Origin of the sequence: Streptomyces pluripotens (assembly GCF_000802245.2) — a bacterium.
GTDB classification, from domain to species: Bacteria; Actinomycetota; Actinomycetes; order Streptomycetales; family Streptomycetaceae; genus Streptomyces; species Streptomyces pluripotens.
The window spans coordinates 4,888,245-4,910,584 of the sequence record NZ_CP021080.1 but is presented as its reverse complement, the minus strand read 5'-3'; the positions used below and the strand labels follow the sequence as shown (position 1 = coordinate 4,910,584).

At 70.3% G+C, this 22,340-nt stretch carries 19 protein-coding genes; 9 read left to right on the top strand and 10 right to left on the bottom strand.

Going from position 1 to position 22,340, the window contains the following annotated elements:
• Positions 1-102 precede the first annotated feature (102 nt).
• Together LK06_RS22185 and LK06_RS22180 are read left to right on the top strand one after the other, a co-directional pair.
• Positions 103-1,647 (top strand): alpha/beta hydrolase, encoded by a 1,545-nt coding sequence (locus LK06_RS22185; RefSeq protein ID WP_043407127.1) that lies wholly within the window; start codon positions 103-105, stop codon positions 1,645-1,647.
• Between the two features lie 134 nt (positions 1,648-1,781).
• A complete protein-coding gene (locus tag LK06_RS22180; RefSeq protein WP_039651313.1) occupies positions 1,782-3,338 on the top strand; it encodes an alpha/beta hydrolase in 1,557 nt (518 codons plus the stop codon).
• Between the two features lie 246 nt (positions 3,339-3,584).
• On the opposite strand, the gene moeZ is transcribed toward LK06_RS22180, so the two are convergent.
• The 7 genes from moeZ to LK06_RS22145 all read right to left on the bottom strand — a co-directional run bounded on the left by moeZ (position 3,585) and on the right by LK06_RS22145 (position 12,996).
• The gene (gene moeZ, locus LK06_RS22175; RefSeq protein WP_043407129.1) at positions 3,585-4,763 is read right to left on the bottom strand and encodes an adenylyltransferase/sulfurtransferase MoeZ; all 1,179 of its coding nucleotides are present in this window, start codon (positions 4,761-4,763) and stop codon (positions 3,585-3,587) included.
• Between the two features lie 63 nt (positions 4,764-4,826).
• Positions 4,827-5,576, bottom strand: a complete 750-nt coding sequence (locus LK06_RS22170) for a spherulation-specific family 4 protein (protein WP_039651309.1) — start codon at positions 5,574-5,576, stop codon at positions 4,827-4,829.
• Entirely contained in the window at positions 5,564-6,523 is a 960-nt protein-coding gene (locus tag LK06_RS22165; protein ID WP_039651308.1) for an NAD-dependent epimerase/dehydratase family protein, read from the bottom strand. Before LK06_RS22165 ends, LK06_RS22170 begins: the two co-directional genes overlap by 13 nt.
• A 259-nt stretch (positions 6,524-6,782) precedes the next feature.
• On the bottom strand, positions 6,783-8,120 hold the full coding sequence (locus LK06_RS22160) for a hypothetical protein (RefSeq protein WP_234367626.1): 1,338 nt from the start codon (positions 8,118-8,120) through the stop codon (positions 6,783-6,785).
• A gap of 194 nt (positions 8,121-8,314) precedes the next feature.
• Entirely contained in the window at positions 8,315-10,021 is a 1,707-nt protein-coding gene (locus tag LK06_RS22155; RefSeq protein WP_071659263.1) for a DUF3492 domain-containing protein, read from the bottom strand.
• A 453-nt stretch (positions 10,022-10,474) separates the two neighbouring features.
• Positions 10,475-11,971, bottom strand: coding sequence for a DUF3152 domain-containing protein (locus tag LK06_RS22150; RefSeq protein ID WP_078858853.1), 1,497 nt, complete (start codon positions 11,969-11,971; stop codon positions 10,475-10,477).
• 8 nt (positions 11,972-11,979) lie between these two features.
• A complete protein-coding gene (locus tag LK06_RS22145) occupies positions 11,980-12,996 on the bottom strand; it encodes an alpha/beta fold hydrolase (protein WP_043407134.1) in 1,017 nt (338 codons plus the stop codon).
• Positions 12,997-13,205: 209 nt separating this feature from the next.
• On the opposite strand from LK06_RS22145, the gene LK06_RS22140 reads away from it, so the two are divergent.
• From LK06_RS22140 to LK06_RS22125, 4 genes are all read left to right on the top strand, one after another.
• On the top strand, positions 13,206-13,439 hold the full coding sequence (locus tag LK06_RS22140; protein WP_039651302.1) for a hypothetical protein: 234 nt from the start codon (positions 13,206-13,208) through the stop codon (positions 13,437-13,439).
• A 204-nt stretch (positions 13,440-13,643) separates the two neighbouring features.
• Entirely contained in the window at positions 13,644-14,285 is a 642-nt protein-coding gene (locus LK06_RS22135; RefSeq protein WP_039651300.1) for a TetR/AcrR family transcriptional regulator, read from the top strand.
• Positions 14,286-14,418: 133 nt separating this feature from the next.
• Positions 14,419-14,646, top strand: coding sequence for a DUF3107 domain-containing protein (locus tag LK06_RS22130; RefSeq protein WP_043432337.1), 228 nt, complete (start codon positions 14,419-14,421; stop codon positions 14,644-14,646).
• Between the two features lie 168 nt (positions 14,647-14,814).
• Positions 14,815-15,084, top strand: coding sequence for a hypothetical protein (locus LK06_RS22125; protein WP_039651297.1), 270 nt, complete (start codon positions 14,815-14,817; stop codon positions 15,082-15,084).
• A gap of 130 nt (positions 15,085-15,214) precedes the next feature.
• Here the strand turns inward: LK06_RS22125 and LK06_RS22120 are convergent, their stop codons facing one another.
• The gene (locus tag LK06_RS22120) at positions 15,215-15,961 is read right to left on the bottom strand and encodes a ferritin-like fold-containing protein (RefSeq protein WP_039651296.1); all 747 of its coding nucleotides are present in this window, start codon (positions 15,959-15,961) and stop codon (positions 15,215-15,217) included.
• A gap of 402 nt (positions 15,962-16,363) precedes the next feature.
• Between LK06_RS22120 and LK06_RS22115 the strand changes: the two genes are divergently transcribed.
• Both LK06_RS22115 and LK06_RS22110 read left to right on the top strand, forming a co-directional pair.
• Positions 16,364-18,979 (top strand): DEAD/DEAH box helicase, encoded by a 2,616-nt coding sequence (locus LK06_RS22115; RefSeq protein WP_107430821.1) that lies wholly within the window; start codon positions 16,364-16,366, stop codon positions 18,977-18,979.
• Positions 18,980-19,108: 129 nt separating this feature from the next.
• Positions 19,109-19,990 carry an alpha/beta fold hydrolase gene (locus LK06_RS22110; protein WP_078858887.1) on the top strand — a complete coding sequence of 294 codons (882 nt, stop codon included), beginning with the start codon at positions 19,109-19,111 and terminating at the stop codon, positions 19,988-19,990.
• Positions 19,991-20,263: 273 nt separating this feature from the next.
• On the opposite strand, the gene LK06_RS22105 is transcribed toward LK06_RS22110, so the two are convergent.
• On the bottom strand, positions 20,264-21,160 hold the full coding sequence (locus LK06_RS22105) for an NYN domain-containing protein (RefSeq protein WP_039658040.1): 897 nt from the start codon (positions 21,158-21,160) through the stop codon (positions 20,264-20,266).
• 217 nt (positions 21,161-21,377) lie between these two features.
• Between LK06_RS22105 and LK06_RS33830 the strand changes: the two genes are divergently transcribed.
• Complete coding sequence (locus LK06_RS33830; RefSeq protein WP_086083458.1) at positions 21,378-21,530, top strand: hypothetical protein; 153 nt, start codon at positions 21,378-21,380, stop codon at positions 21,528-21,530.
• 48 nt (positions 21,531-21,578) lie between these two features.
• On the opposite strand, the gene LK06_RS22095 is transcribed toward LK06_RS33830, so the two are convergent.
• The gene (locus tag LK06_RS22095; protein WP_039658038.1) at positions 21,579-22,184 is read right to left on the bottom strand and encodes a MarC family protein; all 606 of its coding nucleotides are present in this window, start codon (positions 22,182-22,184) and stop codon (positions 21,579-21,581) included.
• Between the last annotated feature and the right edge of the window lie 156 nt (positions 22,185-22,340).

The window sequence follows — 22,340 nt, the reverse complement described above, 5'->3', positions numbered from 1 at the left end:
GCCCGCGCGGCTGGGCAGTCCGGTGCAAGCGGGCTGCGCGGGACGTACCTCGTACGGCCCGTGCCCCGCGCGTTACGGTGCGCACGGCCCCAGGATGGGATCATGGCGAACCCTTCCCGACTGCGTGCCGTCGCCCTGACCACCACCGCCGTGCTGCTGTCCGCCCTGCTGGCCGGCTGCGGCGACAGCACCGACGACGGGGACCTCACGGCGCAGAAGCTGGATTGGAAGGACTGCCCGGCCCCGTCAGAGGCGGAGGGCGGCGGCAGTGCCCCGTCCCCGCTGCCGAACGGCACTTCGTGGCAGTGCGCCACCTTGAAAGCTCCGCTGGACTGGAGCGAGCCCCAGGGTGACACGATCGGCATCGCCCTGATCCGGGCCGGGACCAGTGGTCCGGCAAGCGAACGGATCGGTTCGCTCGTGTTCAACTTCGGCGGCCCCGGCGGCAGCGGCGTCAGCACGCTACCCGCGTTCGGCGAGGACTACGCCGCCCTGCGCACCCGCTACGACCTGGTCAGCTTCGATCCGCGCGGGGTGGGCCGCAGTGAACCGGTGAAGTGCGAGAGCGACCCCCAACTGGACGAGTACTTCCAGCAGGACGCCACCCCCGACGACAGCGCCGAGCGCGCCCAGCTCCTGAACCGCACCAAACAGTTCAACGCAGCCTGCGAGAAGCACTCCCAGAAGATCCTTCCACATGTGCGCACCACGGATGTGGCCCGTGACATGGATCTGATGCGCCAGGTCCTCGGCGACGACAAACTGCATTACTTCGGCATCTCATACGGCACCGAACTCGGCGGCGTCTACGCCCATCTGTTCCCCCAGCACGTCGGCCGGGCCGTCCTCGACGCCGTGATCGACCCCACGCAAACCCCCGAACAGGGCGCACTCGGTCAGGCCAGGGGCTTTCAGCTCGCGCTCGACAACTTCGCCGAGGACTGCACGTCGAAGGCGTCGGGATGCCCGATCGGGGACACCCCGCAGGATGTGAAGGACCGCATCGCGAAACTGCTGAACGACCTGGAGCAGAACCCGATCCCCGGCATCTTCCCGCGCCGCCTCACCCAGACCGACGCGACCAACGGCATCGCCCAGTCCTTGTACTCGAAGGACTTCTGGGAGTACCTCACCCAGGGGCTGGAACAGGCCTACGCCGGTGACGGCCAGATCCTGATGCTGCTCTCCGACTCGATGAACGGCCGCAGCGAGAACGGCGAGTACAGCAACATCGCCGCAGCGAACATCGCGATCAACTGCGCCGACGAGAAGCCGCGGTACACCGAGCACTACGTCCAGCGGAAACTGCCCGAGTTCCGTGCCGCCTCCCCGGTCTTCGGGGACTACCTGGCCTGGGGCATGGTCAGCTGTACCGACTGGCCCGTGCCGGGTGCGGCTGACCATCCCGACGTCAGCGCCCCCGGATCGGCGCCCATCCTCGTCGTCGGCAACACCGGGGACCCGGCGACCCCGTACGAAGGCGCGCAGAAAATGGTGAACGCACTCGGCAAGGGCGTCGCCGTCAAGCTGACGTACAAGGGGCAGGGACACGGCGCGTACGACAGCAAGAACAGATGTGTGCAGAGCACGGTGAACGCCTATCTGCTGGACGGGAAGGTACCGAAGCCGGGTACGGTCTGTTCTTGACCCGCCGGGGACGACCGGAGAAATCCGCAGGTCGGAGGGTTTTCCACAGGCTTCCACGGGCGGTGCCCGGTGCGCCTACCATGGCCTGAACGCCCGCCGCGGCACGACGCGAAGGGCCTTGCCAGGGGGTGCGTATGGGGCGAATGCCGCGCTGGACCGTCGCCGTGACCGCGGCGTTGCTGGTGGCCGGCTGTGGCAGCGGCTCGCCGGACGGGGCCGGAGGCAAGGGCCAGGCCACGGATACGGCCGCCCCGTCAGCGTCGCGGCCCTCGGCGCCATCGGCCCCGGTGGCTCTTCCGGCCTCCCTCACCTCGCAACATCTCGACTGGCACCACTGCACAGCCACCGAGGACAGCCCAGCACCGGGTGACGACTGGCGGTGTGCCACGCTCAAGGTGCCGTTGGACTGGTCCGAACCGGACGGCGCGACGATCGGCCTGGCCCTCATCCGGGCGCGGGCCACCGGCGCCGACCGCATCGGGTCGTTGCTGTTCAACTTCGGCGGCCCGGGCGGTTCGGGCGTGTCGACGATGCCGTTCTACGCTCCCACCGTCGCCCGGCTCCGGGAGCGCTACGACCTGGTGAGCTGGGATCCGCGGGGGGTCGGAGAGAGTGAGGGGATCCGCTGCCGCGGCGACCGGGCGATCGAGGCGGCCGAGGACGTGGACACCACCCCGGACACCCCGGCCGAGGAAAAGGCCTACCTGCAGGACGCGGCCGACTTCGCCAAGGGTTGCCAGAAGGCCGCCGGCCGGTTGTTGTCCCATGTGTCCACCACTGACACCGCTCGCGACATGGATCTGATGCGCCAGGTCCTCGGCGACGCACGGATGCACTACTTCGGCATCTCGTACGGCACCGAACTCGGCGGCGTCTACGCCCACTTGTTCCCGAAACAGGTGGGACGCGTCATCCTCGACGCGGTGGTCGATCCGACCGCCGACGCAGTGGGTCACGCCAAGAACCAGACCCGCGGCTTCCAACGGGCGCTGGACGACTACCTGAAGTCCACCGGCCAGGACCCCGCACAGGGAACACGGAAGATCGCCGACTTGCTCCGGCAGATCGATGCCAGGCCGCTGCCGACGTCGTCCGAGCGGAAGTTGACCCAGACACTCGCGCTCACCGGAATAGTCCTGCCGCTCTACAGCAAGTCCAGCTGGCCACGGCTGACCAGCGCGCTCCAGTCGGCACAGCAGGGGGACGGTTCGCAGTTGCTGGCGCTGGCCGACGATTACGACGAGCGGGATTCCTCGGGCCACTACGGCACGATGTCCCACTCCCAGCGGGTCATATCCTGCCTGGACGACAGGCAACGGCCGACGCCCGCCGAAACGAAGAAGCGATTGGCTGCGTTCGAGCGGCTCTCACCGGTGTTCGGGGACTTCTTGGGATGGGACACGGCCGGCTGGTGCCATGACTGGCCGGTGGCGGGCCAATTCGACACTCCTGAGGTCAGCGCAACGGGCGCAGCACCCATACTGCTGGTAGGCAACACCGGGGACCCGGCGACCCCCTACGAGGGTGCCCGCAAGATGGCCGACGCACTGGGCAAGGGGGTCGGCGTTGAACTGACCTGGAAGGGCGAGGGTCACGGGGCGTACGGCAGAGGCAGTGACTGTGTCGACTCGGCGGTGAACTCCTACTTGCTGAACGGGACGGTGCCGAAAGACGGCACGGTCTGCGAATGACAGCGGCGGGGGCGGGGGCGTCGACCGTCCTGGCTCATTGCGTCCATGAGCACGGACAGCGGGTGTTCACCGCTCCGGGAGGCACCACTGCCGTTTCAGCTCCCGGCGCGTGCCATCGGCGCGAGTTCCAGGCCGCCCCTGGGCCGTGCGAGGTGCCCCGACACCAACCGACAACAGCAGAAGCCCACGGCACCTGCACTGGTCAGAGCCGTGGGCTTCTTCTGTCCCGCTGGTCAGCGGAGCCGACTAGTAGACCGGTTTGTGCGGTTCGATCTGGTTCACCCAGCCGATGACGCCGCCGCCGACGTGCACGGCGTCGGAGAAGCCCGCGGACTTCAAGACCGCGAGGACTTCCGCACTGCGGACACCCGTCTTGCAATGCAAGACGATCTTCTTGTCCTGGGGGAGGGCCTCCAGAGCGGCCCCCATGAGGAATTCGTTCTTCGGGACCAGCGTGGCGCCCGGGATGGAGACGATCTCGTACTCGTTCGGCTCGCGAACGTCGATGATCTCGATGTTCTCGCCGCCGTCGATCCACTCCTTGAGTTGCTTGGGAGTGATCGTGGAGGCTGCGGCGGCCGCCTGGGCCTCCTCGGAGACGACACCGCAGAAGGCCTCGTAGTCAATGAGTTCGGTGACGGTCGGCTTCTCGCCGCAGACCGCGCAGTCCGGGTCCTTGCGGACCTTGACCTGGCGGTACTGCATCTCCAGGGCGTCGTAGATCATCAGTCGGCCGACCAGCGGCTCGCCGATGCCCGCGAGAAGCTTGATCGCCTCGTTGACCTGGATGGAGCCGATGGACGCGCACAGCACGCCCAGGACACCGCCCTCGGCGCAGGAGGGGACCATGCCGGGGGGCGGGGGCTCCGGGTACAGGCAGCGGTAGCAGGGACCGTGCTCGGACCAGAAGACGGAGGCCTGGCCGTCGAAGCGGTAGATCGAACCCCACACGTACGGCTTGTTCAGCAGCACGCACGCATCGTTGACCAGGTAACGGGTCGCAAAGTTGTCCGTGCCGTCGACGATCAGGTCGTACTGGCTGAAGATGGCCATCACGTTGTCGGCTTCCAGCCGCTCCTCGTGCAGGACCACGTTCACGTACGGGTTGATGCCCTTGACGGTGTCACGCGCGGACTCGGCCTTGGAACGACCGATGTCGGACTGGCTGTGGATGATCTGGCGCTGCAGGTTCGACTCGTCGACCTCGTCGAACTCCACAATGCCGAGGGTGCCCACGCCCGCGGCGGCCAGGTACATCAGCGCCGGCGAGCCCAGGCCACCGGCCCCCACACAGAGCACCTTGGCGTTCTTCAGCCGCTTCTGCCCGTCCATGCCCACGTCGGGGATGATCAGGTGGCGGGAGTACCTGCGGACCTCGTCTACGGTGAGCTCGGAAGCCGGCTCGACCAGGGGTGGCAGCGACACGGGGACTCCGTTGGTCGGTCGATCACTACGGTTGTTCTTGTCGTAACACTGCCACGCCCTTCTTCATTCCGAGACACCTGTTCCGATACGCGAGACAATTTCGTCCCAGTAGCCGGGCACCGTCTCCCAGGGGTCGACACGACCGCCGCAGTCCGTGCGATCGGTGAAGTAGATCGTTGCCGCGCCCTGCCAGCGCGCGATGCGCAGCGCTTCCTCCAGGTGTCCGCGGGGCAGGCCGTGCACGAAATGGCAGAAACGGTCGGGCGGGTACTCGGCGGTCCACTCGGCAGCCTGCGACCAGCGGTAGTCGGCCCAGGGACCGGAAAAGGTCACCAGCTGATTGGCGTCCTCCGCGTACCCGGGATGCGGATGGCCCGCATGGCCGAGGACAACGTGGGCATTGTCACTGATCGTCCGGAGCGTGGTGATCGTGCGGCGGACCTCGGGCAGCAGGGTCCGCTCGCCGGGACAGCGGTCCAGCAGGAAGCCGTCGACCTGGTACCAGTCAAGGTAGCGGTGCGCGTCGCGGAGGAGGTTGCCGAGAGCTCGGGCCCCGTGGACGAGATCCAGGTGGCCCAGGACCCGGACACCGGCGCCGCGCAGCAGGCTGGTGGCCTCCAGACAGCGCGGGTCGGACCGGATGCCGGGCCCTGCTGCAACGTTCAGCACCACCCAGTTCAGCGGGGTGCCAGGACGCGCGAGTTCCACCCATTGGGCCGGCGCGACCAAAGGGTGGGCATAGCCGGGAACGCCGAGGGCGGTATGGACGCCGGTGCTCGTGGTGTCCGCTGCGGTGCTGGTCAGATGCGGCATGCCGCCTCCATCCAGATGTCGGCGAGGGATTCCTCAAGGTTGATCCGCGGTCGCCAGCCCAGCCGGTCACGGGCGGTGCGCACATCGGCCTGCTGCCAGCTGCCGCAGCCGTCCGGATAGGGGTAGGCCACCGGCGCCACGTGATCGGAGTCGGCGCGCGGATGCCCGAGGGCACTGCGCAGGGGGCCGGGCGGGGCGTCGAGTTCGTGCAGCGCGCCACCGTACCCGGCCACGCGGGCGAGGATGGCGGCGGCGTCCCGGAGCCGGACGGCACGACCGGAACCGATGTTGATGACGCCCTGCGCGGCGGAGAGCGAGGCAGCGTGCACGGCGCGCGCCACGTCGCGTACGTCGACGAAGTCGCGCTGGGCTCCGAGTCCGCCGAGTTTGAGTTCACCGTCGCCGGACTGCATGGCCCGGCGCATGGCCTCGGCCAGCCGGCCGAGCGGGGAGCCCGCCGGGGTGCCGGGGCCAGCGGGCGAGAAGACGCGCAGCACGACGGCGTCCAGGCCGGAACCGAGGACCAGTTCGGTCGCCGCGAGTTTGCTGACGCCGTACGGGCCGCCCGGGCGGGGCACCGCGTCCTCGGCGGTGGACGAACCCGGTTGGCTGGGGCCGTACTCGGAACCGCACCCGATCTGCACCAGGCGCGCGCCACAGCTGCTGCGGCGCAGGGCCTCACAGACGGTGGCGACGGCGACGGTGTTGTGCCGGGTGAGGTCGCGGGCGCCGCCACGGGTGGCACCTGCGCAGTTGACGACGACTCCGGGGTGGACCGCATCGAGGAAGCGGGTGAGCGCTCCTGGACTGCCGGTGGCGAGGTCGAAGCGGACGTCGGCGTCGTCGCCGCGGCCGAGTGCGGTGAGCTGGACGGCCGGGTCGGCGAGCAGGCGGTCGGCGACGAAGCGGCCAAGGTATCCGTTGGCTCCGATCAGCAGGACCCTCATCGAACGGCTCCCGGGGTGTGCGTGCCGGCGGCGCTGGCGGGGGCTGCGGTGGCTGCTCCGGGCGTGTCGGCCGTTCCGGTGGTGCCGAAGGCTCTGGGGCGGGAGATGGTCATCTGGCGTTCTCCTTCAAGAAATGGGGGTGTACGGGTACCTCCGCCCACGGCATCGGGCGCCGGTGGCCGCCGCCCGGTGCCGTGGGCGGAGGACGGAGGGCGAAGGGCGGGGGACGAGGTCTCGGGTCAAGTCGGTGGCGGAAGATTCATTCGGGCGCTCCGGTGGGCGCGTGGGCCGAAGCCCGGGTGAGCGTGCGGGTGGCGTGCAGGAACAGGGCCAGGGCCGCGGCGCCGCAGGCGAGTGTCGGCATGGCGGCCTCTCCCCAGGAATCCGTCAGGGTCTGCACGGGGACCGCCAGAAAGGCGCAGCCGGGCAGCCGGCCGGCGAGCGGCAGGACCAGGGCCGCGGCCTCGACGGCCACGGCGGCGCTGAGAGCCAGGGCGGCGGCATACCGGTGGTGGTGCACGGTGAGCAGACGGGCGAGTAGGAGCAAGGCGCCCAGGGCGAGGGCTTGCGGGTAGGCCGCGGGTTCGCGCAGAACGGCGCCGCACAGCAGGAGCAGACCGGTGAGCGCGCCCAGGAACAGCACGAACGCACCGAACAGCAGCGGCTTCGCGGCGGTCGCGAAGTCCTCAAGGCCCCGGCTGCCGGCGAGTCTGCGACGGGCGCCGACGGTGAGGAGATGGGCGCACCAGGCCGCCGGGGCGCAGGACAGGGCGAGGGCCAGGACGGGCGCGGTGGCCGTGGGCCACGGTCCGTGGGGGGCTCCGGCGGGCAGGCCGTCGGAGCCCCCGGCCAGCGCCGCGCGGAGGAGACCGTCGCCGAGAAGGACGTACCCGAGCAGCCAGCACGTGCACGCGTACGCACCGCCCGCCACCCACCGTGCACGGGTGGCGGGAGAGCCGGCCAGCGGGCCGCGGCGCAGTGCCGTGCGGGTGGAGAGCGCGGCGGCGAAGATGCCGCCGAGGGCCACCAGCAGGCGGGGGTGTCCATGGGTGAGGCGCAGTCCGGCCACGGTTGCCGCGCCGAGGGCACCCGGCAGGAGGGTGAGCAGCACCCAGCCGGCGTGAACGCGGGGCACGGGCAGTGGATCGGTCTCCGGGCGCGGATCGGCATCCCGCGGCACGCGCGCGTACAACTCCTCTGCGAGCGAGAAGACGTCACGGTGGCGGAAGCGGGCGGCGGTCCGGTCCGTCACCCCGTGCGCTTCGAGTCCGGCGGCGATCTCCAACGGGTCCACGGCCCGTCGGCACAGCTCACGGTGCCGGTGGAGCAGGACTTTCACCGGGTCGACGGCCCCGCTTCGCGGGGTGGCGGCGCGCCACCTCCGGTCCGGCCCCGCACTGGTCTCGGTGTCGGCGGCTGCGGGGTCGCGCCGACCGGCCCGCCCGGCGGGCCCGGCAACCCGCGGCGTTCGGGGGCCAGTCCCGTCCCCGAGGACCTCGGCAGACCGCGCGTCCTCACCACTTGGCCGTTCCTCCGGCCACTTTGCCGGCGGCCAGCTCCCCGACCGCACGCCCCACGGTTCGGCGCCGCTTGGCATCCCCGGTCGGTCCAGTGATCCCGTGCGGCTTGCGGTACGACCGGCGACACCGCAGGGTTCCTCGCCGCCCAGGCCGTGGGCCTCGGAGCCCATCGGCGCGTCCGGCGCGCCAGAATCCGGTCCTGGGTCCGGCTCGACCGGCTCGTTCACGACGCTGCCGCCCTGGCCACCGAAGCGGCCGTCCGCTGTGCCCATCACGCTCCCTCCGCAACCGCCACCGGCGTCGCGCGTACCGGTATGTCCATGGCCCATTCAGGGATGCCCCGCGGCATGATGCGGGCCGTGGGGCCGGTCCAACGGCCCGGGACGTGGGACTCGGCGGGGGTGGCGAACGGCAGGGGCTCACCGGTCTCGTCGAGCACGACCCGGTGGACCGGGCAGTGCGACACGATCTCCAGGTAGATGCTGTGAAATGCCGCGATGTTCTGCTCGACGGTGAACAGTTCGAGTGCTCGGGCGCGCGCAGCGGCTCCAAGACGCGCACGGCGCTCGGGGTCGCGCAACAGCGCCACGCACGCCTCGGCGAACGCCCGCGGGTTGCGCGGGGGCACGACGAGGCCCGTGCCGCCGATGATCTCCACCACCGCGCCGACGTCCGTGGACACCGTGGCCCGGCCGCAGAACATGGCCTCGATCAGACTGGTCGGGAAGCCTTCCACCACGCTGGACAGCACGACCACGGCGCCGGCCGCGTACGCGTCGGGCAGGGTCGGTGCCTCGGGGCCGCCAATCTCCTCGAAGGAGACGGGGTTGTCGCCGATGGCGTGCGCGCCTTCCGCTTCGTCCGGGAAGAGCTGCGCGGCAAGGGCCCGGCAGTGGCCGAGGTAGGAGGCTCCCTCGGGGCCAGAGGCCGCCCCGACGATCCGCAGGCGCACCGCGGGCTCGACCTTGCGGACTTCGGCGAAGGCGTGCAGCAGCGAGACCAGGTCCTTGGCGGGTTCGATGCGCCCGACCCAGACCAGCGTGCCGGGGTCGGCGCGGTCCGGTGACTCCCCGACCTCGGTGAAGCGGCCGGCCTCCATGCCGGGGTGAACCGTGCGGATCCTGCTCCGGTCGGCCCCACACCGTTCCTGCCAGCGGCGGGTGTGCGCATTTCCGGGGGTGAGGATCTCGGCCCGGCGGTACACCTCGGCGGCGAGCCGCCCGTGGAAGGCGGCGAGCAGCGCGCGTACGGCGGGAGCAGCGGAGTCGGGTCCGAGGGTCAGATAGTGCGAGCGGAGCTGCACGCCGTACTCGGTGACGAGCAGCGGTATGCCGAAGAAGTGCCGGGCGAGCAACCCGGGGAGGGCCGTGGGCCCGCCGGCGGTTGCGTGGCACAGGTCTGCGGCGCCGAGTCCAGCGTCGTCGTACCAGTCGAGGGAGAGGGGGCGCAGGGCGCGTTCGAGATGCGCGGCAACGGTGAGCAGATCCGGTACGCGCGCCTCACGCGCCGCACGGAGCGCCCCAGGAGCACGGCAAGCACGTTCCAGGGTGCGTGCCGCGGTGTCAGAGCGCAGGGCCCCGACCAGTCCGCCCTCCTCCCGGGCGAGTTCAGCGAGTCCGTACAGCGCATTGGCGAAACGGTCCGCCAGGTCATCGGACGCGGAATTCGATCCGGCGCCTGCACCCACCTCGGCGCACACCGACCCGACCAGTTCCCCGTAGCACTCGGTGAAGCGCCGGCGCGCACGCCGCCCGTACACGACCCCGTCGTCCTCGGCCCTCCACAACGGAGCCGTACGCACGCGGCAGACCTGCGGCGGAAGCGGGACCCAGCCCTCGTCCTCCTGGCGCCGGCTGCGGCTGAGTGCATGGACGTCGAACTCGTGCTGGTCGAGCCCGCGCACGAGCCGGTCGCACCAGAGTCCGGCGTCACCCCTCACGTACGGGTAGCCACCCTCCGTCAGCAGTCCGATGCGCACGTATACACCCCCGATCTCCCGTTAGGGGAGCCGCCGTTGTCCCGACGGCTCGCAGCGGGACGAACGTAAGCGGACAAGGCGGTGGCGCGACGGACGGTTGTCCGTCGCGCCACCGGAAGGGGTGAACGGTCGTAACTTTCGCCTGCGGGTGACGTTCTACCGCGCTAAGAGATCATAGGGTGATCAATCATTCACGCAACGTTACCGTCATGCTGGCCGGGACTGCCTGCCTCAGGGCTCACAGGGACCGCCCCGCACCCCCCGGCGCCCCGCCCGTCCTCACCGAGCCGGGCCGGCGCTTCCCCTCGACGCAACTGCTTGCCCATGGACCCGGCTTACCCCGCTTGCGAGCCCATTCAGCCTGGTCGGCCAGAGGGTCGCGATCAGGCAGTCCAGTGCCTCCACCCGGACCGGCCCCGGCCCGGGCGCCGCCGGGACGCCCGCGGTAACCCGTCAGCCCTTGGGATAGGGCCACGGGTTGAGCAGACAGTGGATACCGTCGTGGTCAAGGAATTTGGTCTGCTGCTGCATAACGGGGGCGAGCTCGCCGTTCTTCTGGCAGGTGACGTGCCCGTGGCCGAGCCGGTGGCCGATTTCGTGGTTGATCAGCATCTGCCGGTAGGCACGGATCTTGTCCCCGTACGTCTTGCTGCCCTGAGCCCAACGGTACGCATTGATCATCACCCGCTCGGTGGCGGCCGAGTCACAGGAGACGTTCTCCTCCAGGGTGTCCAGTCCGGACTTCGCGCACCATACGGCGGTGGTGGCGGGGCTGGCCAGCGTGATCACGAAGTCGGGCTTGCCGGAGGAAACCCGCTCGAAGGTGCGGGCCCCGCCGTGGGCCCAACTACGGTCGTCGTTCAGGGTCTTCTGCACCGCCTCGGCGAAGAGCGTGCCGTCCAACCCCAGCCCCCGCTCGATGTCCACGCGGTACCGGTACGTCCGCCCTGTACCGGGAGCCTTGTCGGAACCGGGCACGGTGTCGAATTTCCCCGGGCCCTTCAGAGTGGCACTGATCGGGAACTTGCTGTCCATCTTCTGGTCGTACGTCAGTGCCACGGTGCTCGGCGGGGCGGACGGCGTCGACGCGTCGGCGGTACGCGCGTCACGCGCCTGGCCACTGGCGGACCGCGACCGTCCCGCGCCACCGTCCTGCCCCGCTGTCACCTGTCCGGCGACGACCACAGCGAGCACGGTGGTGACGGCCGCGGCGGCGATGCCGGTGAAGGCCCGGCCCTTGCCGCCGCCCCGTTGCACGGGCACACGAACGCCGTCCGCCCCGGAGGCGTAGGCGTGCCGCGCCCTGGCCGGCCGTCCCTCGGTAGGGTGCGCCTGGTCCGAGCCCGCTGCGGGGGCGCCGGCGTCCTCGGCGTCCTCGCTGATGTCCGTGAAGGCGTCGAGGTAGTCCTGCCGCGGTCCGGCTCCGCGCCCCGGCCGGCTCGGCTCCGGCTGCCGCTGCCGTGGAAACACGACACCGGGCCCCGCGCCGCCGGATCCGACGGACTCCCCCCAACCGCCACCCGCTTCGTGCTGTTCGGGATGCCCTCCCCGGACGGAACCGACGTCGTCGAGCCGGGGCAGCCCGCGTGCCGGGGCGTCCTCGGCAGCACGTGGCGCACCACGCCCCGGGGTCCCATCGGGGAACCTCTGCACACCGTGCGCGGGAGTGCCGTCAGCACACCTCGGCGCCCCTTGCTCAACGGACCGGCCCGCCGGCGCCTGCCGCTGCCTTGGCGGCTCCGGCGGTACCAGGTGCGGGACACCGGGATCCTCCGGAGTGCCCGGCCCTCCCGGAACCCCCGCCTGACGGGGGGCCGCGTCCGTCCCCTCCCTCTGGTCCGGCGTGTTCCGGCGGTCGCCGAAGCGTGTGCCCGGCCGCCTCCCCCGCCGTGCGGTCATGTCGGCGGAGCCGTCCTTCGGGGCCGGTCCGCGTCGGCTATGGCGTCCCACCCCGGCCCTCAGCTCCCCGCGCCCTTGGTGGCGGCACCCCGCGGGCGGTCGGCGACCGTACGCGCTCCCGAGTCACCCACCTCCGCCAAGAGCTCACGGAACGCCCTGGCGACCACGTCCGGGTACTCCATCATCGCCACGTGCCCGGCGTCCGGCAGCGACAGCAACCGGGAGTTACGGAAGGAACGGGCGGCCTTGCGGGCCATCCGAAAGCCGACCAACTGGTCGCGACCGCCGTAGATCAGCAGGGTCGGCGCCAGTACGCGTTCGGCCTGGCGCCACAGCCCGTGCTGTCCGCCGAGCGTATAGGCGTTCACGATCCCGCGCGCGGAGTGGGCCATCGCGTCCCAGAAGTACGGCAGCCGCAACCGTCGCTCCAGCTCCTCAACGGCCTGCTGAAACGATTCCTGCGACACCCGCGCGGGGTCGCCGTAACAGAGTGCGGTGACCCCGCGCACCCGCTGCTCGGCGGTCCACCGCCTGGTGAGCCGGGTGAAGAGGACCGCGACTCCGGGCACGCCGAGCAGCCCCGTCGGCACCGCGCCGCGCTGGATACGCAGCTCCGGCAGGGCCGGGGAGACGAGCGTGAGCGAGCGGACGAGGTCGGGGCGCACCGCCGCCACGCGCGTGGCCACCGCTCCGCCGAGCGAGTTGCCGAAGAGGTGGACGGGACCGCGGTCGGCCGCATCGAGATAGCGGATCACCGCGCGTGCGTGTCCGGTGACGGAGTAGTCACCGTCGTCCGGGGGCGGGGATTCACCGAAGCCCGGTAGGTCGACGGCCTCACCGTCGACGACTCCGTCCAGCGCAGCCATCAGCGCCGACCAGTTCTGCGAGGAACCACCGAGCCCGTGAACGAACAGCGTGGGCGGCAGACCCCGGCTCGCAGGGCGCCGGGAACGGATCGACAGAGTGACTCCGGGCAAGCACACGGACCGCAGCCGTTCGCCCTCGGCGACCCGGGCGGGTGCGGCCTCGGGAGGCACACTGGCGGTCGGCACGGTCGGCGACTCGGTCGAAGACATGCGGCAATGTTACGAGGTGATCACGCCGGGGTTCGTGTGGGTTCGTGTGTTCGCCGTCACAGCCTGGCCATGGGTGAAGCAGTGGATCCGGCCGGCGAAAGGCCCCCATGGCATGGCGTCCGGACCAGGTGTCTCCTAGGCTCGTAGCAGAGAGCAGCCACGTGTGGCCCCTGCTGCTCCCAGGGACGTTCCAGGAAGGGGGGCCCACCATGGCCTATGACCCCACCGAGCCCGACACGATCGAGGAGATCGAGGACCTGGAGGCCGACGTGGCCCCCGAAGTCGACGTCGAGGCCCCCGAGGTGGATGCTGCCGAGCAGCATGCGGACGTCACGCCGGACCACGACGAACCGTTGACAGACGTGCACCCAGACCGCGGAAACGAGGCCGATCTCATCGAACAGGCGCGTGTGGTCTCGCTCGACGAGGACGACTACCGCTGAGCCCGCAGACTGCCGTCAGCCGCTGACCTCGTACGTCCTCCGGTGGCGGCGTACGGCGCCCGGCGGGCGCACCAGACCCGGCTCCGCGGCTTTCCCCACCGTCCGCTCCATGAAATTCTGCGCTCGCACCGCGCACACCACGGTTACCGAAAAGTACGATAGGTGTGCGGCCGACACCGCATGTGGACGACTCTGGGAGGCGGCGTGACAGCCATCGAGCAAACTGAGGCGGCGCGCCCGCGTGGCACCCGTCTGCCACGCCGAGCCCGACGGAACCAGCTCCTGGGGGCCGCTCAGGAGGTTTTCGTCGCGCAGGGCTACCACGCGGCGGCAATGGACGACATCGCCGAACGGGCCGGGGTGAGCAAGCCAGTGCTCTACCAGCACTTCCCCGGCAAGCTCGACCTGTATCTCGCGCTGCTGGACCAGCACTGCGAGTCGCTGATCCAGGCGGTACGCAGCGCACTCGCCTCGACGACCGACAACAAGCAGCGTGTGCGGGCGACGATGGACGCCTACTTCGCGTACGTGGAGGACGACGGCGGCGCCTTCCGGTTGGTGTTCGAATCCGACCTCACGAACGAGCCCGCCGTACGGGAGCGCGTCGACAAGGTCACCAACGAGTGCGCCGAGGCGATCTGCGACGTCATCGCCGAGGACACCGGCCTCTCGCGCGCGGAATCGATGCTGCTCGCCTCCGGCCTCGGCGGTCTCGCCCAGGTGGTCGCGCGCTCCTGGCTGCACAGCGACCGCAGCGTTCCGCGCGACCAGGCGGTGCAACTGCTGGCCTCCCTGGCCTGGCGGGGCATCGCGGGTTTCCCGCTGCACAACACCGAACAGCACTGAGGCTCGCTCGTTCCCGGGGCTGTTCGCTCTTGGCGTTCCGGGGCGCAGCGTGTACGTCCCCTCACCGGGCTAATGTGTGCTGCGTACAGCGCGGAAGATCGCGCACATCACTGACCGTCGGAGGGACATAGCCGTGGAGGTCAAGATCGGCGTGCAGCACGCGCCCCGCGAGATCGTTCTGGAGAGCGGTCAGAGCGTCGAGGAGGTCGAGCGGCTGGTGTCCGAGGCGCTGGCCGGCAAGACGCAGTTGCTCAGCCTGGAGGACGAGAAGGGCCGCAAGGTCCTGGTGCCGACGGACCGTCTGGCGTACGTGGAGATCGGCGAGCCGACCGTGCGCAAGGTGGGGTTCGGCACGCTGTAGGCCGAAGTCGTGAGAAGGGCCCGGCGGCCGCGTGCCGCAGGGCCCTTCTGCATGGGGCGTGCACACGTATGGCGCACAGCTCCTCCCCAGCGAGGATTGCTCTCCGCAGGTCACGGGTATGACGGGCTACGACCGCCGAGGCACACCGGCCCTGGGAGGACCCCCGACATGATCCTGGAAGCACTCGGTTCCGCAGTGCTCGGTCTGATCCTCGCCTGGACGGCGGCTCACCGCCTGTCCCATCGACTCCCCGCCCGTCCGCTGGTGTATGCGACGGGCGTGGCCGGGGCCCTCTTCGGTGACTTCGTCACGCACAGCGCGCTGGACCTCGGCAGCGTCCTGCCGAGCCTGCTGGGCGCCGCGATCGTTTCAGCGGCGTCCCTGTCCCTCCTGCTCCGTCCGGCTGGTCGGCTGCGCCGACGATCGGCGCCGGCGTAGACCGGCGCCTTCATGGGAGGTCCGGGCGGCGGCACGGCAGGGACGGGGACGCTCAGGGTGCGTGGAACTGCCGGGCAGTCGCGGCGCACCCCCGGTCACGCCGCTCGTCCCCCGCTGAGCCCCACCGCGCTCAGGCCGCGAGACCCAGCGCGGCCATCCGCTTCGTGTGCGCCTCGGTGATCCGCGAGAACATCTTCCCGACCTCCGCGAGGTCGAAGCCGTCGGCGACACCGCCCACGAGCATCGTGGACAGTGCGTCCCGGTCGGCGACCACCCGCTGGGACTGCGACAGCGCCTCACCCATCAGCCGCCGCGCCCACAGCGCAAGCCGGCCGCCGACCCGCGGGTCGGCGTCGATGGCCGCGCGCACCTTCTCCACCGCGAAGCCGGCGTGGCCGGTGTCGTCGAGGACGGCCAGCACCAGTTCGCGCGTGTCGGAGTCGAGGCGGGCCGCGACCTCCCGATAGAAGTCGCTCGCGATCGAGTCGCCGACGTACGCCTTGACCAGGCCCTCCAGCCAGTCCGAGGGAGCCGTCTGGCGGTGGAAGCCGTCGAGTGCGGCAACGAACGGGTCCATGGCGGCCGTCGGTTCCTCGCCCATCTCGGTCAGCCGGTTCCGCAGCCGTTCGAAGTGGTGGAACTCGGCCGACGCCATCTTCGCCAGCTCCGCCTTGTCCGCGAGGGTCGGCGCCAGCTTGGCGTCCTCCGCGAGCCGCTCGAACGCCGCGAGCTCCCCGTACGCGAGGGCGCCGAGCAGGTCCACGACGGCGGCGCGGTACTGCGGTTCGGCGGAGGCCTGCGCCCAGTCCTGGGCGGCGACGCCGATGGGTCCGGTGGGTGCGGCGGACGCCTTCTCGGGCTTGTCAGAGCTAGTCATGAGGCGCACAATAGTCCGCTTGCCGTCCCCGGGAAGCCCCAGGTCAACGACTGTGACCACGACTACGTGACCAATTCGGCCATCACATGTGCGCGATTCCGGGGTATGGTGGTAATGCGCCTGCTGAGTGCGTCGACGGTATGCGACGTATTTCGACAGGCCGCAGGTATGAGGATGCCCGGTCGGTGGCCCGATCGGCTCCGACCCGACAGCCCTCCGTGGCCGTACGGCTCTGTACGTACGACGACCGAGGGACCCCTCAGCGGTACGAACGCTAGAGCGTCGGCAGAGGTCCCGTGTCATACGGCTTGCCCGAGTGGTTCGCCCGTACGGCAGCCGACGTCCCCGGCACGGTCAGACATGACCCCCGCGCTCGCCTCGCACCGCGCACACAGAAGAGGCATGACCCTGACTACCACGTTTCGAGAACTCGGCATCCTTCCCGAGACCGCCGAGGCCCTGGAAGCCGTCGGCATCATCACTCCCTTCCCCATTCAGGAGATGACGCTCCCCGTCGCCCTCTCCGGTACGGACGTCATCGGCCAAGCCAAGACCGGCACCGGAAAGACGCTGGGATTCGGCCTTCCGCTCCTGGAGCGCGTCACCGTCCCCGCCGACGTGGAGGCCGGCCGCGCCGCCCCCGAAGCCCTCACGAACGCTCCGCAGGCACTCGTCGTCGTCCCCACGCGCGAGCTGTGCACACAGGTCACCAACGACCTCCTGACCGCCGGCAAGGTCCGTAACGTGCGCGTGACGGCCATCTACGGCGGTCGGGCCTACGAGCCCCAGGTCGAGGCCCTGAAGAAGGGCGTCGACGTGGTCGTCGGCACCCCGGGCCGTCTGCTCGACCTCGCGGGCCAGAAGAAGCTGGACCTGAAGCACATCAGGTGCCTTGTCCTGGACGAGGCCGACGAGATGCTCGACCTGGGCTTCCTGCCCGATGTCGAGAAGATCATCAACATGCTGCCGGTCACGCGCCAGACCATGCTGTTCTCGGCCACCATGCCAGGGGCGGTCATCGGCCTCGCGCGCCGCTACATGTCCCAGCCGACGCACATCCGTGCCACCGCCCCGGATGACGAGGGCGCCACGGTCGCGAACATCAAGCAGTTCGTCTACCGCGCGCACTCCATGGACAAGCCGGAAATGGTCGCCCGCATCCTGCAGGCAGAGGGCCGCGGACTCGCGATGATCTTCTGCCGTACGAAGCGCACGGCCGCCGATATCGCCGATCAGCTGCAGCGTCGCGGTTTCGCCTCCGGTGCCGTCCACGGCGACCTCGGCCAGGGCGCCCGCGAGCAGGCCCTGCGGGCCTTCCGCAACGGCAAGGTCGACGTCCTCGTCTGCACCGATGTCGCCGCCCGTGGCATCGACGTCGAAGGTGTGACCCACGTCATCAACTACCAGTCGCCCGAGGACGAGAAGACGTACCTGCACCGCATCGGCCGCACCGGCCGCGCGGGTGCCAAGGGCACGGCGATCACGTTCGTCGACTGGGACGACATCCCGCGCTGGCAACTGATCAACAAGACGCTGGACCTGGACTTCAACGACCCGGTGGAGACGTACTCGACGTCCCCCCACCTGTTCTCCGACCTCGACATCCCCGAGGGCACCAAGGGCGTCCTGCCGCGCTCGGAGCGGACCCGTGCCGGTCTGGCCGCGGAGGAACTGGAGGACCTGGGCGAGACCGGCGGGCGTGGGGCCCGCGGCCGCCACGGCCGGCCTGCGGACTCCACCACGGCCGACCGTGAACGCCCGGCCCGTACGCCCCGCCGTCGCCGCCGCACACGCAGCGGCGCCCCGGTGGACGCCTCCACCGCTACGACCGCCCCCGCACCGGCCACCGGGTCCGTCGCTGAGGAGCCCGAGACGGCTCCCCGCACCCCGCGCCGTCGCCGGCGCACACGTGGCGGAGCGACGGCGGAGCCGCTGACGGCCGAGACCGCCTCGACGATGACCGAAACCACCGAAACCACCGTCGAGGCGGTGGACGCTGCGGAGGTCCCGGCCGTGCCGGAAGCTCCGGAGAAGCCGCGCCGCCGCCGGACCCGCAAGACCGCGGAGCGCCCTGCGACGGACACCGTGGTGACGGATGTCGCCGCGGCCGAGCCCGTGACGGTGGACGGCCCGGCGACCGTCCCGGCCGTCGTTGCCAGTGCGGTGGCAGAGGCCACGCCGGCTGCGGAGACCAAGCCGCGGCGCCGCACCCGCAAGACCGCAGAGTCGGCCATCCAGGTGGAAGCCGCGGTGGACACCGCCGAGGCAACCCCGGCCAAGCCGCGCCGCACCAAGAAGGCCACCACCGTGGAACCGGCCACCACGGACGACCACAGCGACGCAGCCAACGAAGCCAACAAGGCCGACGAACCCCAACCAGCCACACCCAAGGCACGCCGCACCCGCAAGACCGCCACCGCCACGGCCACCACCGACACACCCGAAGCCGAGGCCAAGCCGCGCCGCACCCGCAAGACCACCACCGCCAAGGCCGCAACGGACACCGCCGAGGCAACCCCGGCCAAGCCGCGCCGCACCAAGAAGGCCACCACCGTGGAACCGGCCACCACGGACGACCACAGCGACGCAGCCAACGAAGCCAACAAGGCCGACGAACCCCAACCAGCCACACCCAAGGCACGCCGCACCCGCAAGACCACCACCGCCACGGCCACCACCGACACACCCGAAGCCGAGGCCAAGCCGCGCCGCACCCGCAAGACCACCACCGCCAAGGCCGCAACGGACACCGCCGAGGCAACCCCGGCCAAGCCGCGCCGCACCAAGAAGGCCACCACCGTGGAACCGGCCAACACGGACGACCACAGCGACGCAGCCAACGAAGCCAACAAGGCCGACGAACCCCAACCAGCCACACCCAAGGCACGCCGCACCCGCAAGACCGTCGCCAAGAAGGCCGCTCCGGAGATTCCGGCGCAGACCACCGAGGAGCCGGAGGTCAAGCCGCGGCGCCGCACCCGTAAGACTGCGGCGGCCGTGGAGGCCCCCGAGGCCTGATCCGGCGTCGTTCGCGACAGCACCACCGACCGCCGATGGCCCGGTCCGCTTCTGTGGACCGGGCCATCGGCGTTCCTGTAGGCACCCTCACCTGCGCAGTCCCATCCCCGCGCCCGATAGTCTCGTCTCATGAGCAGGCCCGACACCTTCATCCCGCCCCCCGGCGCCCGTGCGTACTCCCTGCGGACGGCGCGTGGTGAGTTCGCCGTCGTCGACGCTCCTGTGGCCGCCGGGGTCGAGCCCCGTGGCACCGCGCTGCTGCTGCCGGGGTTCACCGGGAGCAAGGAGGACTTCAATCCGCTGCACGTGCCTCTCGCGGAGCGCGGGTATCGAACCGTGTCCGTGGACGGACGCGGGCAATACGAGTCCGACGGCCCCGAGGCGGACGGTCCCGCCTACGCACAGGAGGAGTTGGCACGGGACGTACTGGCCCAGGTGGAGGCGCTCGGGCAGCCGGTGCATCTTCTGGGGCACTCCCTCGGCGGGTTGGTCTCGCGTGCGGCGGTGCTGGTCGATCACGCGCCCTTCCTGTCACTCACCCTGATGGCCTCCGGTCCGGCGCACATCTCGGTGTCCCAGCAGGAACGTGTGAAGCTACTGCGGGACGCACTCACCGTGATGAACATGGCGGAGGTGTGGGACACGATCCAGGCGATGGAGGCGTCCGAGGAGGCAGGGACGGCCGCGCTGGACAGCGGACTGGACGAGCGGCACGATCTGCGGGACCGCTGGCTGCGCACCAAGCCGGGTCAACTCCTCGCCACGGGGCAGCAGTTGTGCATGGAGCCGGATCGCGTTGCCGAACTGGCCGCCGTACCGCTGCGGTTCCATGTCCTGTCGGGGGCGCAGGACGACGCCTGGCCGCTGCCTCTGCTCGATGACATGGCGGTGCGGCTGAAGGCACGGCGGACGGTGATCGAGGGCGCTGAGCACTCCCCCAACACCGACCGTCCGTTTGCCACGGCCCGGGCGATCGCCGACTTCTGGGACGACCGAACCGCCGGGGCGTAGGGCCGCCGTGCACGCTGGTGCGGGGTCTACTCTCGGGTCGGGCCCCGGGCCGGCCAGTAGCACTGAGCGCTCTGCCGGAAGCACCGCACGGTAGTGCAGCAGCGTGTACCACCACGTGACCGCGGCACTGTCGTGGCTGGTCGCGTAGTTCCCCGCAGCCCTACAGGAGGCTTTGTTCAACCACGGTGGGCTTCGCCCGACCTGCCTAGGGGGTTTCGCAAGTCCCGCACAGCACCCGCAGTGTCGGACACCGCACAGGATTTTCGAAACCCCCTAGTACTGCACCTGGAGGTGATCCCAGAAGCCGTCCCGCAGGGCGCGGCGCAAGTCCGCCTGGCCCCGCAGGGAGTACTGCAGCAGGCCCTCGGCCTCCACCAGGAGCTCCTGGTCGACGGAGCCGGGGAGATAAGGGTGGCCGGGGAGCAGCTCGACCAGTGCCTCGCGCCCCCGGGAGACTAGCCACTTCGCGGCGATCTGGGCCCCGACGAAGCGGACGTCCTCGCGGGTCGGGCGGGCCCCGGTGCCCGCCTCGTAGGCGGCGGCCGTACGGCGGGAGACGTACGGCTTGATGAACTCCAGGTCTAGGGTGCGCTGGCTGTCGACCTCCCAGAGCAGCGGCTCGGCCTGGTTGCGGCCCTCCGGCGCCTCGATGCCCCACAGATGGACGCGGGCACCGTAGCCCTGGGCCGCCTCAACCGCCGAGACCAGGTCCTCGTCGCCGCCGAGCAGGGCCGCGTCGCTGATCGCGCGGTGCCGGGCGAGGGACTCCAGGTCGGAGCGGATGAGTGAATCGACGCCCTTCTGCTGGTTGTTGGCGTTGAGGTTGCCGAGGCGGACCTTGACGTCGGGCAGCTCGGCGATGGACTGCTGCTCGGCGGTGTGGATGCGACGGCGGGCGCCGTCGTACCAGTAGACGCGCAACAACCGGCTGTCCGCGAAGATGGTGCGGGCCCTGTCGATCAATGCCTCGATCAGGCCTTCGGCGTCGAGGTCGAACGCCCGGCGATCCTCGGTGCCGGCGACCAGTCGGCCCGCGGCCGCGTACAGGTAGCCCGCGTCGACGAAGATCGCATGGGTGGAGGGCGTCTTCGCCACCTCGGCGAGCATGCGCTCCAGCAGCTCGTTCGTGCGGTCGATGCGGGCACCCAGGGCCGCAAGGTCGTTGTTCATCGGCTCCATTGTCCTGGTCGTCACACTGCGAACACAACCGGTCCCGTTCAGTTCCGCCCACGCCCTACCTACTCGATAGTAGTTAGGTGTTCGAAAAATTTCTTTAGCGTAGGGAATGTTTGTAACAAGCGGCACGTTGACTCACTACGACGCCGGCCATTCATCCGGCGCACCAAGTAGTTCTCCGCAGGAGGATGACCAGACGAAGGGAGAAGCCGTGCGCTTCGAGATCATGCGACTCGACGAGGTCGACGGCACCACCGTGGACAGCACCGTCGTAGACGCGGCCTCCGTCAACAGGATCGTTCAGCAGGCCGCCGCCGTCGGGCAGCGCCTGTGGATCCGCCCGGCCGAAGTCCCGGCCTCGTAAGCGGGCACCGCCGCTCAAGCTTTCCGGGGGAGCCGAGCCGACACCGGGTCAGCTCCCCCGGATCACCTGAGTGATCCCGTTGATGATCTGCTGCACGGCGATCGCGGAAAGCATCATGCCCGCGAGCCTCGTCACCAGGACCACGCCGCCGTCCTTGATGACCCGGATGATCAGCAGCGAATAGCGCATCACCAGCCACAGCACGACGTGGATCGCGAGGATCGCGGACCACACCGAGACCTGGGTCGCCACGCTGTCGGCCTTCTGCACAGCCAGGATCACGGACACGATGGCACCGGGCCCCGCCAGCAGCGGCATGCCCAGTGGCACCAGGGCCACGTTCACGTCCTTGGTCTGCTTCGGCTCATCGGTCTTGCCGGTGAGCAGATCCAACGCGATCAACAGCAGCAACAGACCACCCGCAATCATCAGGGCGGGCACGGACACGTGCAGATAGTTGAGGATCTGGTGGCCCAGGACGCCGAATACGGCGATGACCCCGCCCGCCACGCAGACGGCCTGGAGGGCCATCCGCTTCTGCACCTTGGACGGCCGCCCGGCCGTCAGGGCGAGGAAGATCGGGGTGATCCCGGGGGGATCCATGATGACAAAAAGGGTCAGGAACAGGGAGCCGAAGACGGCGATGTCGAACATGGTGAGCCTTGCAGGGTGAAGCCGCGGCCGTCAGCTGCTCGTCCGGCGACACGGACAGGCGGCACGACGGAGGTGCGGAGTGAAGAGTGAGAGGTGAGACGGGTAACGGGGCAGAGGAAGAAAGAGGGCGTGGAGCAGGGAGGCGCGCCTAGCCCA

What these genes read in the sequence shown, in the direction of transcription:
- LK06_RS22180 (WP_039651313.1), top strand. Translation starts at nt 1,782, where the DNA reads ATGGGGCGAATGCCGCGCTGGACCGTCGCCGTGACCGCGGCGTTGCTG.
- LK06_RS22140 (WP_039651302.1), top strand. Translation starts at nt 13,206, where the DNA reads ATGGCCTATGACCCCACCGAGCCCGACACGATCGAGGAGATCGAGGAC.
- LK06_RS22120 (WP_039651296.1), bottom strand. Translation starts at nt 15,961, where the DNA reads ATGACTAGCTCTGACAAGCCCGAGAAGGCGTCCGCCGCACCCACCGGA.
- LK06_RS22170 (WP_039651309.1), bottom strand. Translation starts at nt 5,576, where the DNA reads ATGCCGCATCTGACCAGCACCGCAGCGGACACCACGAGCACCGGCGTC.
- LK06_RS22105 (WP_039658040.1), bottom strand. Translation starts at nt 21,160, where the DNA reads ATGAACAACGACCTTGCGGCCCTGGGTGCCCGCATCGACCGCACGAAC.
- LK06_RS22160 (WP_234367626.1), bottom strand. Translation starts at nt 8,120, where the DNA reads ATGCCAAGCGGCGCCGAACCGTGGGGCGTGCGGTCGGGGAGCTGGCCG.
- LK06_RS22165 (WP_039651308.1), bottom strand. Translation starts at nt 6,523, where the DNA reads ATGAGGGTCCTGCTGATCGGAGCCAACGGATACCTTGGCCGCTTCGTC.
- LK06_RS22095 (WP_039658038.1), bottom strand. Translation starts at nt 22,184, where the DNA reads ATGTTCGACATCGCCGTCTTCGGCTCCCTGTTCCTGACCCTTTTTGTC.
- LK06_RS22110 (WP_078858887.1), top strand. Translation starts at nt 19,109, where the DNA reads ATGAGCAGGCCCGACACCTTCATCCCGCCCCCCGGCGCCCGTGCGTAC.
- LK06_RS22145 (WP_043407134.1), bottom strand. Translation starts at nt 12,996, where the DNA reads ATGTCTTCGACCGAGTCGCCGACCGTGCCGACCGCCAGTGTGCCTCCC.
- LK06_RS22115 (WP_107430821.1), top strand. Translation starts at nt 16,364, where the DNA reads ATGACCCTGACTACCACGTTTCGAGAACTCGGCATCCTTCCCGAGACC.
- LK06_RS22125 (WP_039651297.1), top strand. Translation starts at nt 14,815, where the DNA reads ATGATCCTGGAAGCACTCGGTTCCGCAGTGCTCGGTCTGATCCTCGCC.
- LK06_RS22185 (WP_043407127.1), top strand. Translation starts at nt 103, where the DNA reads ATGGCGAACCCTTCCCGACTGCGTGCCGTCGCCCTGACCACCACCGCC.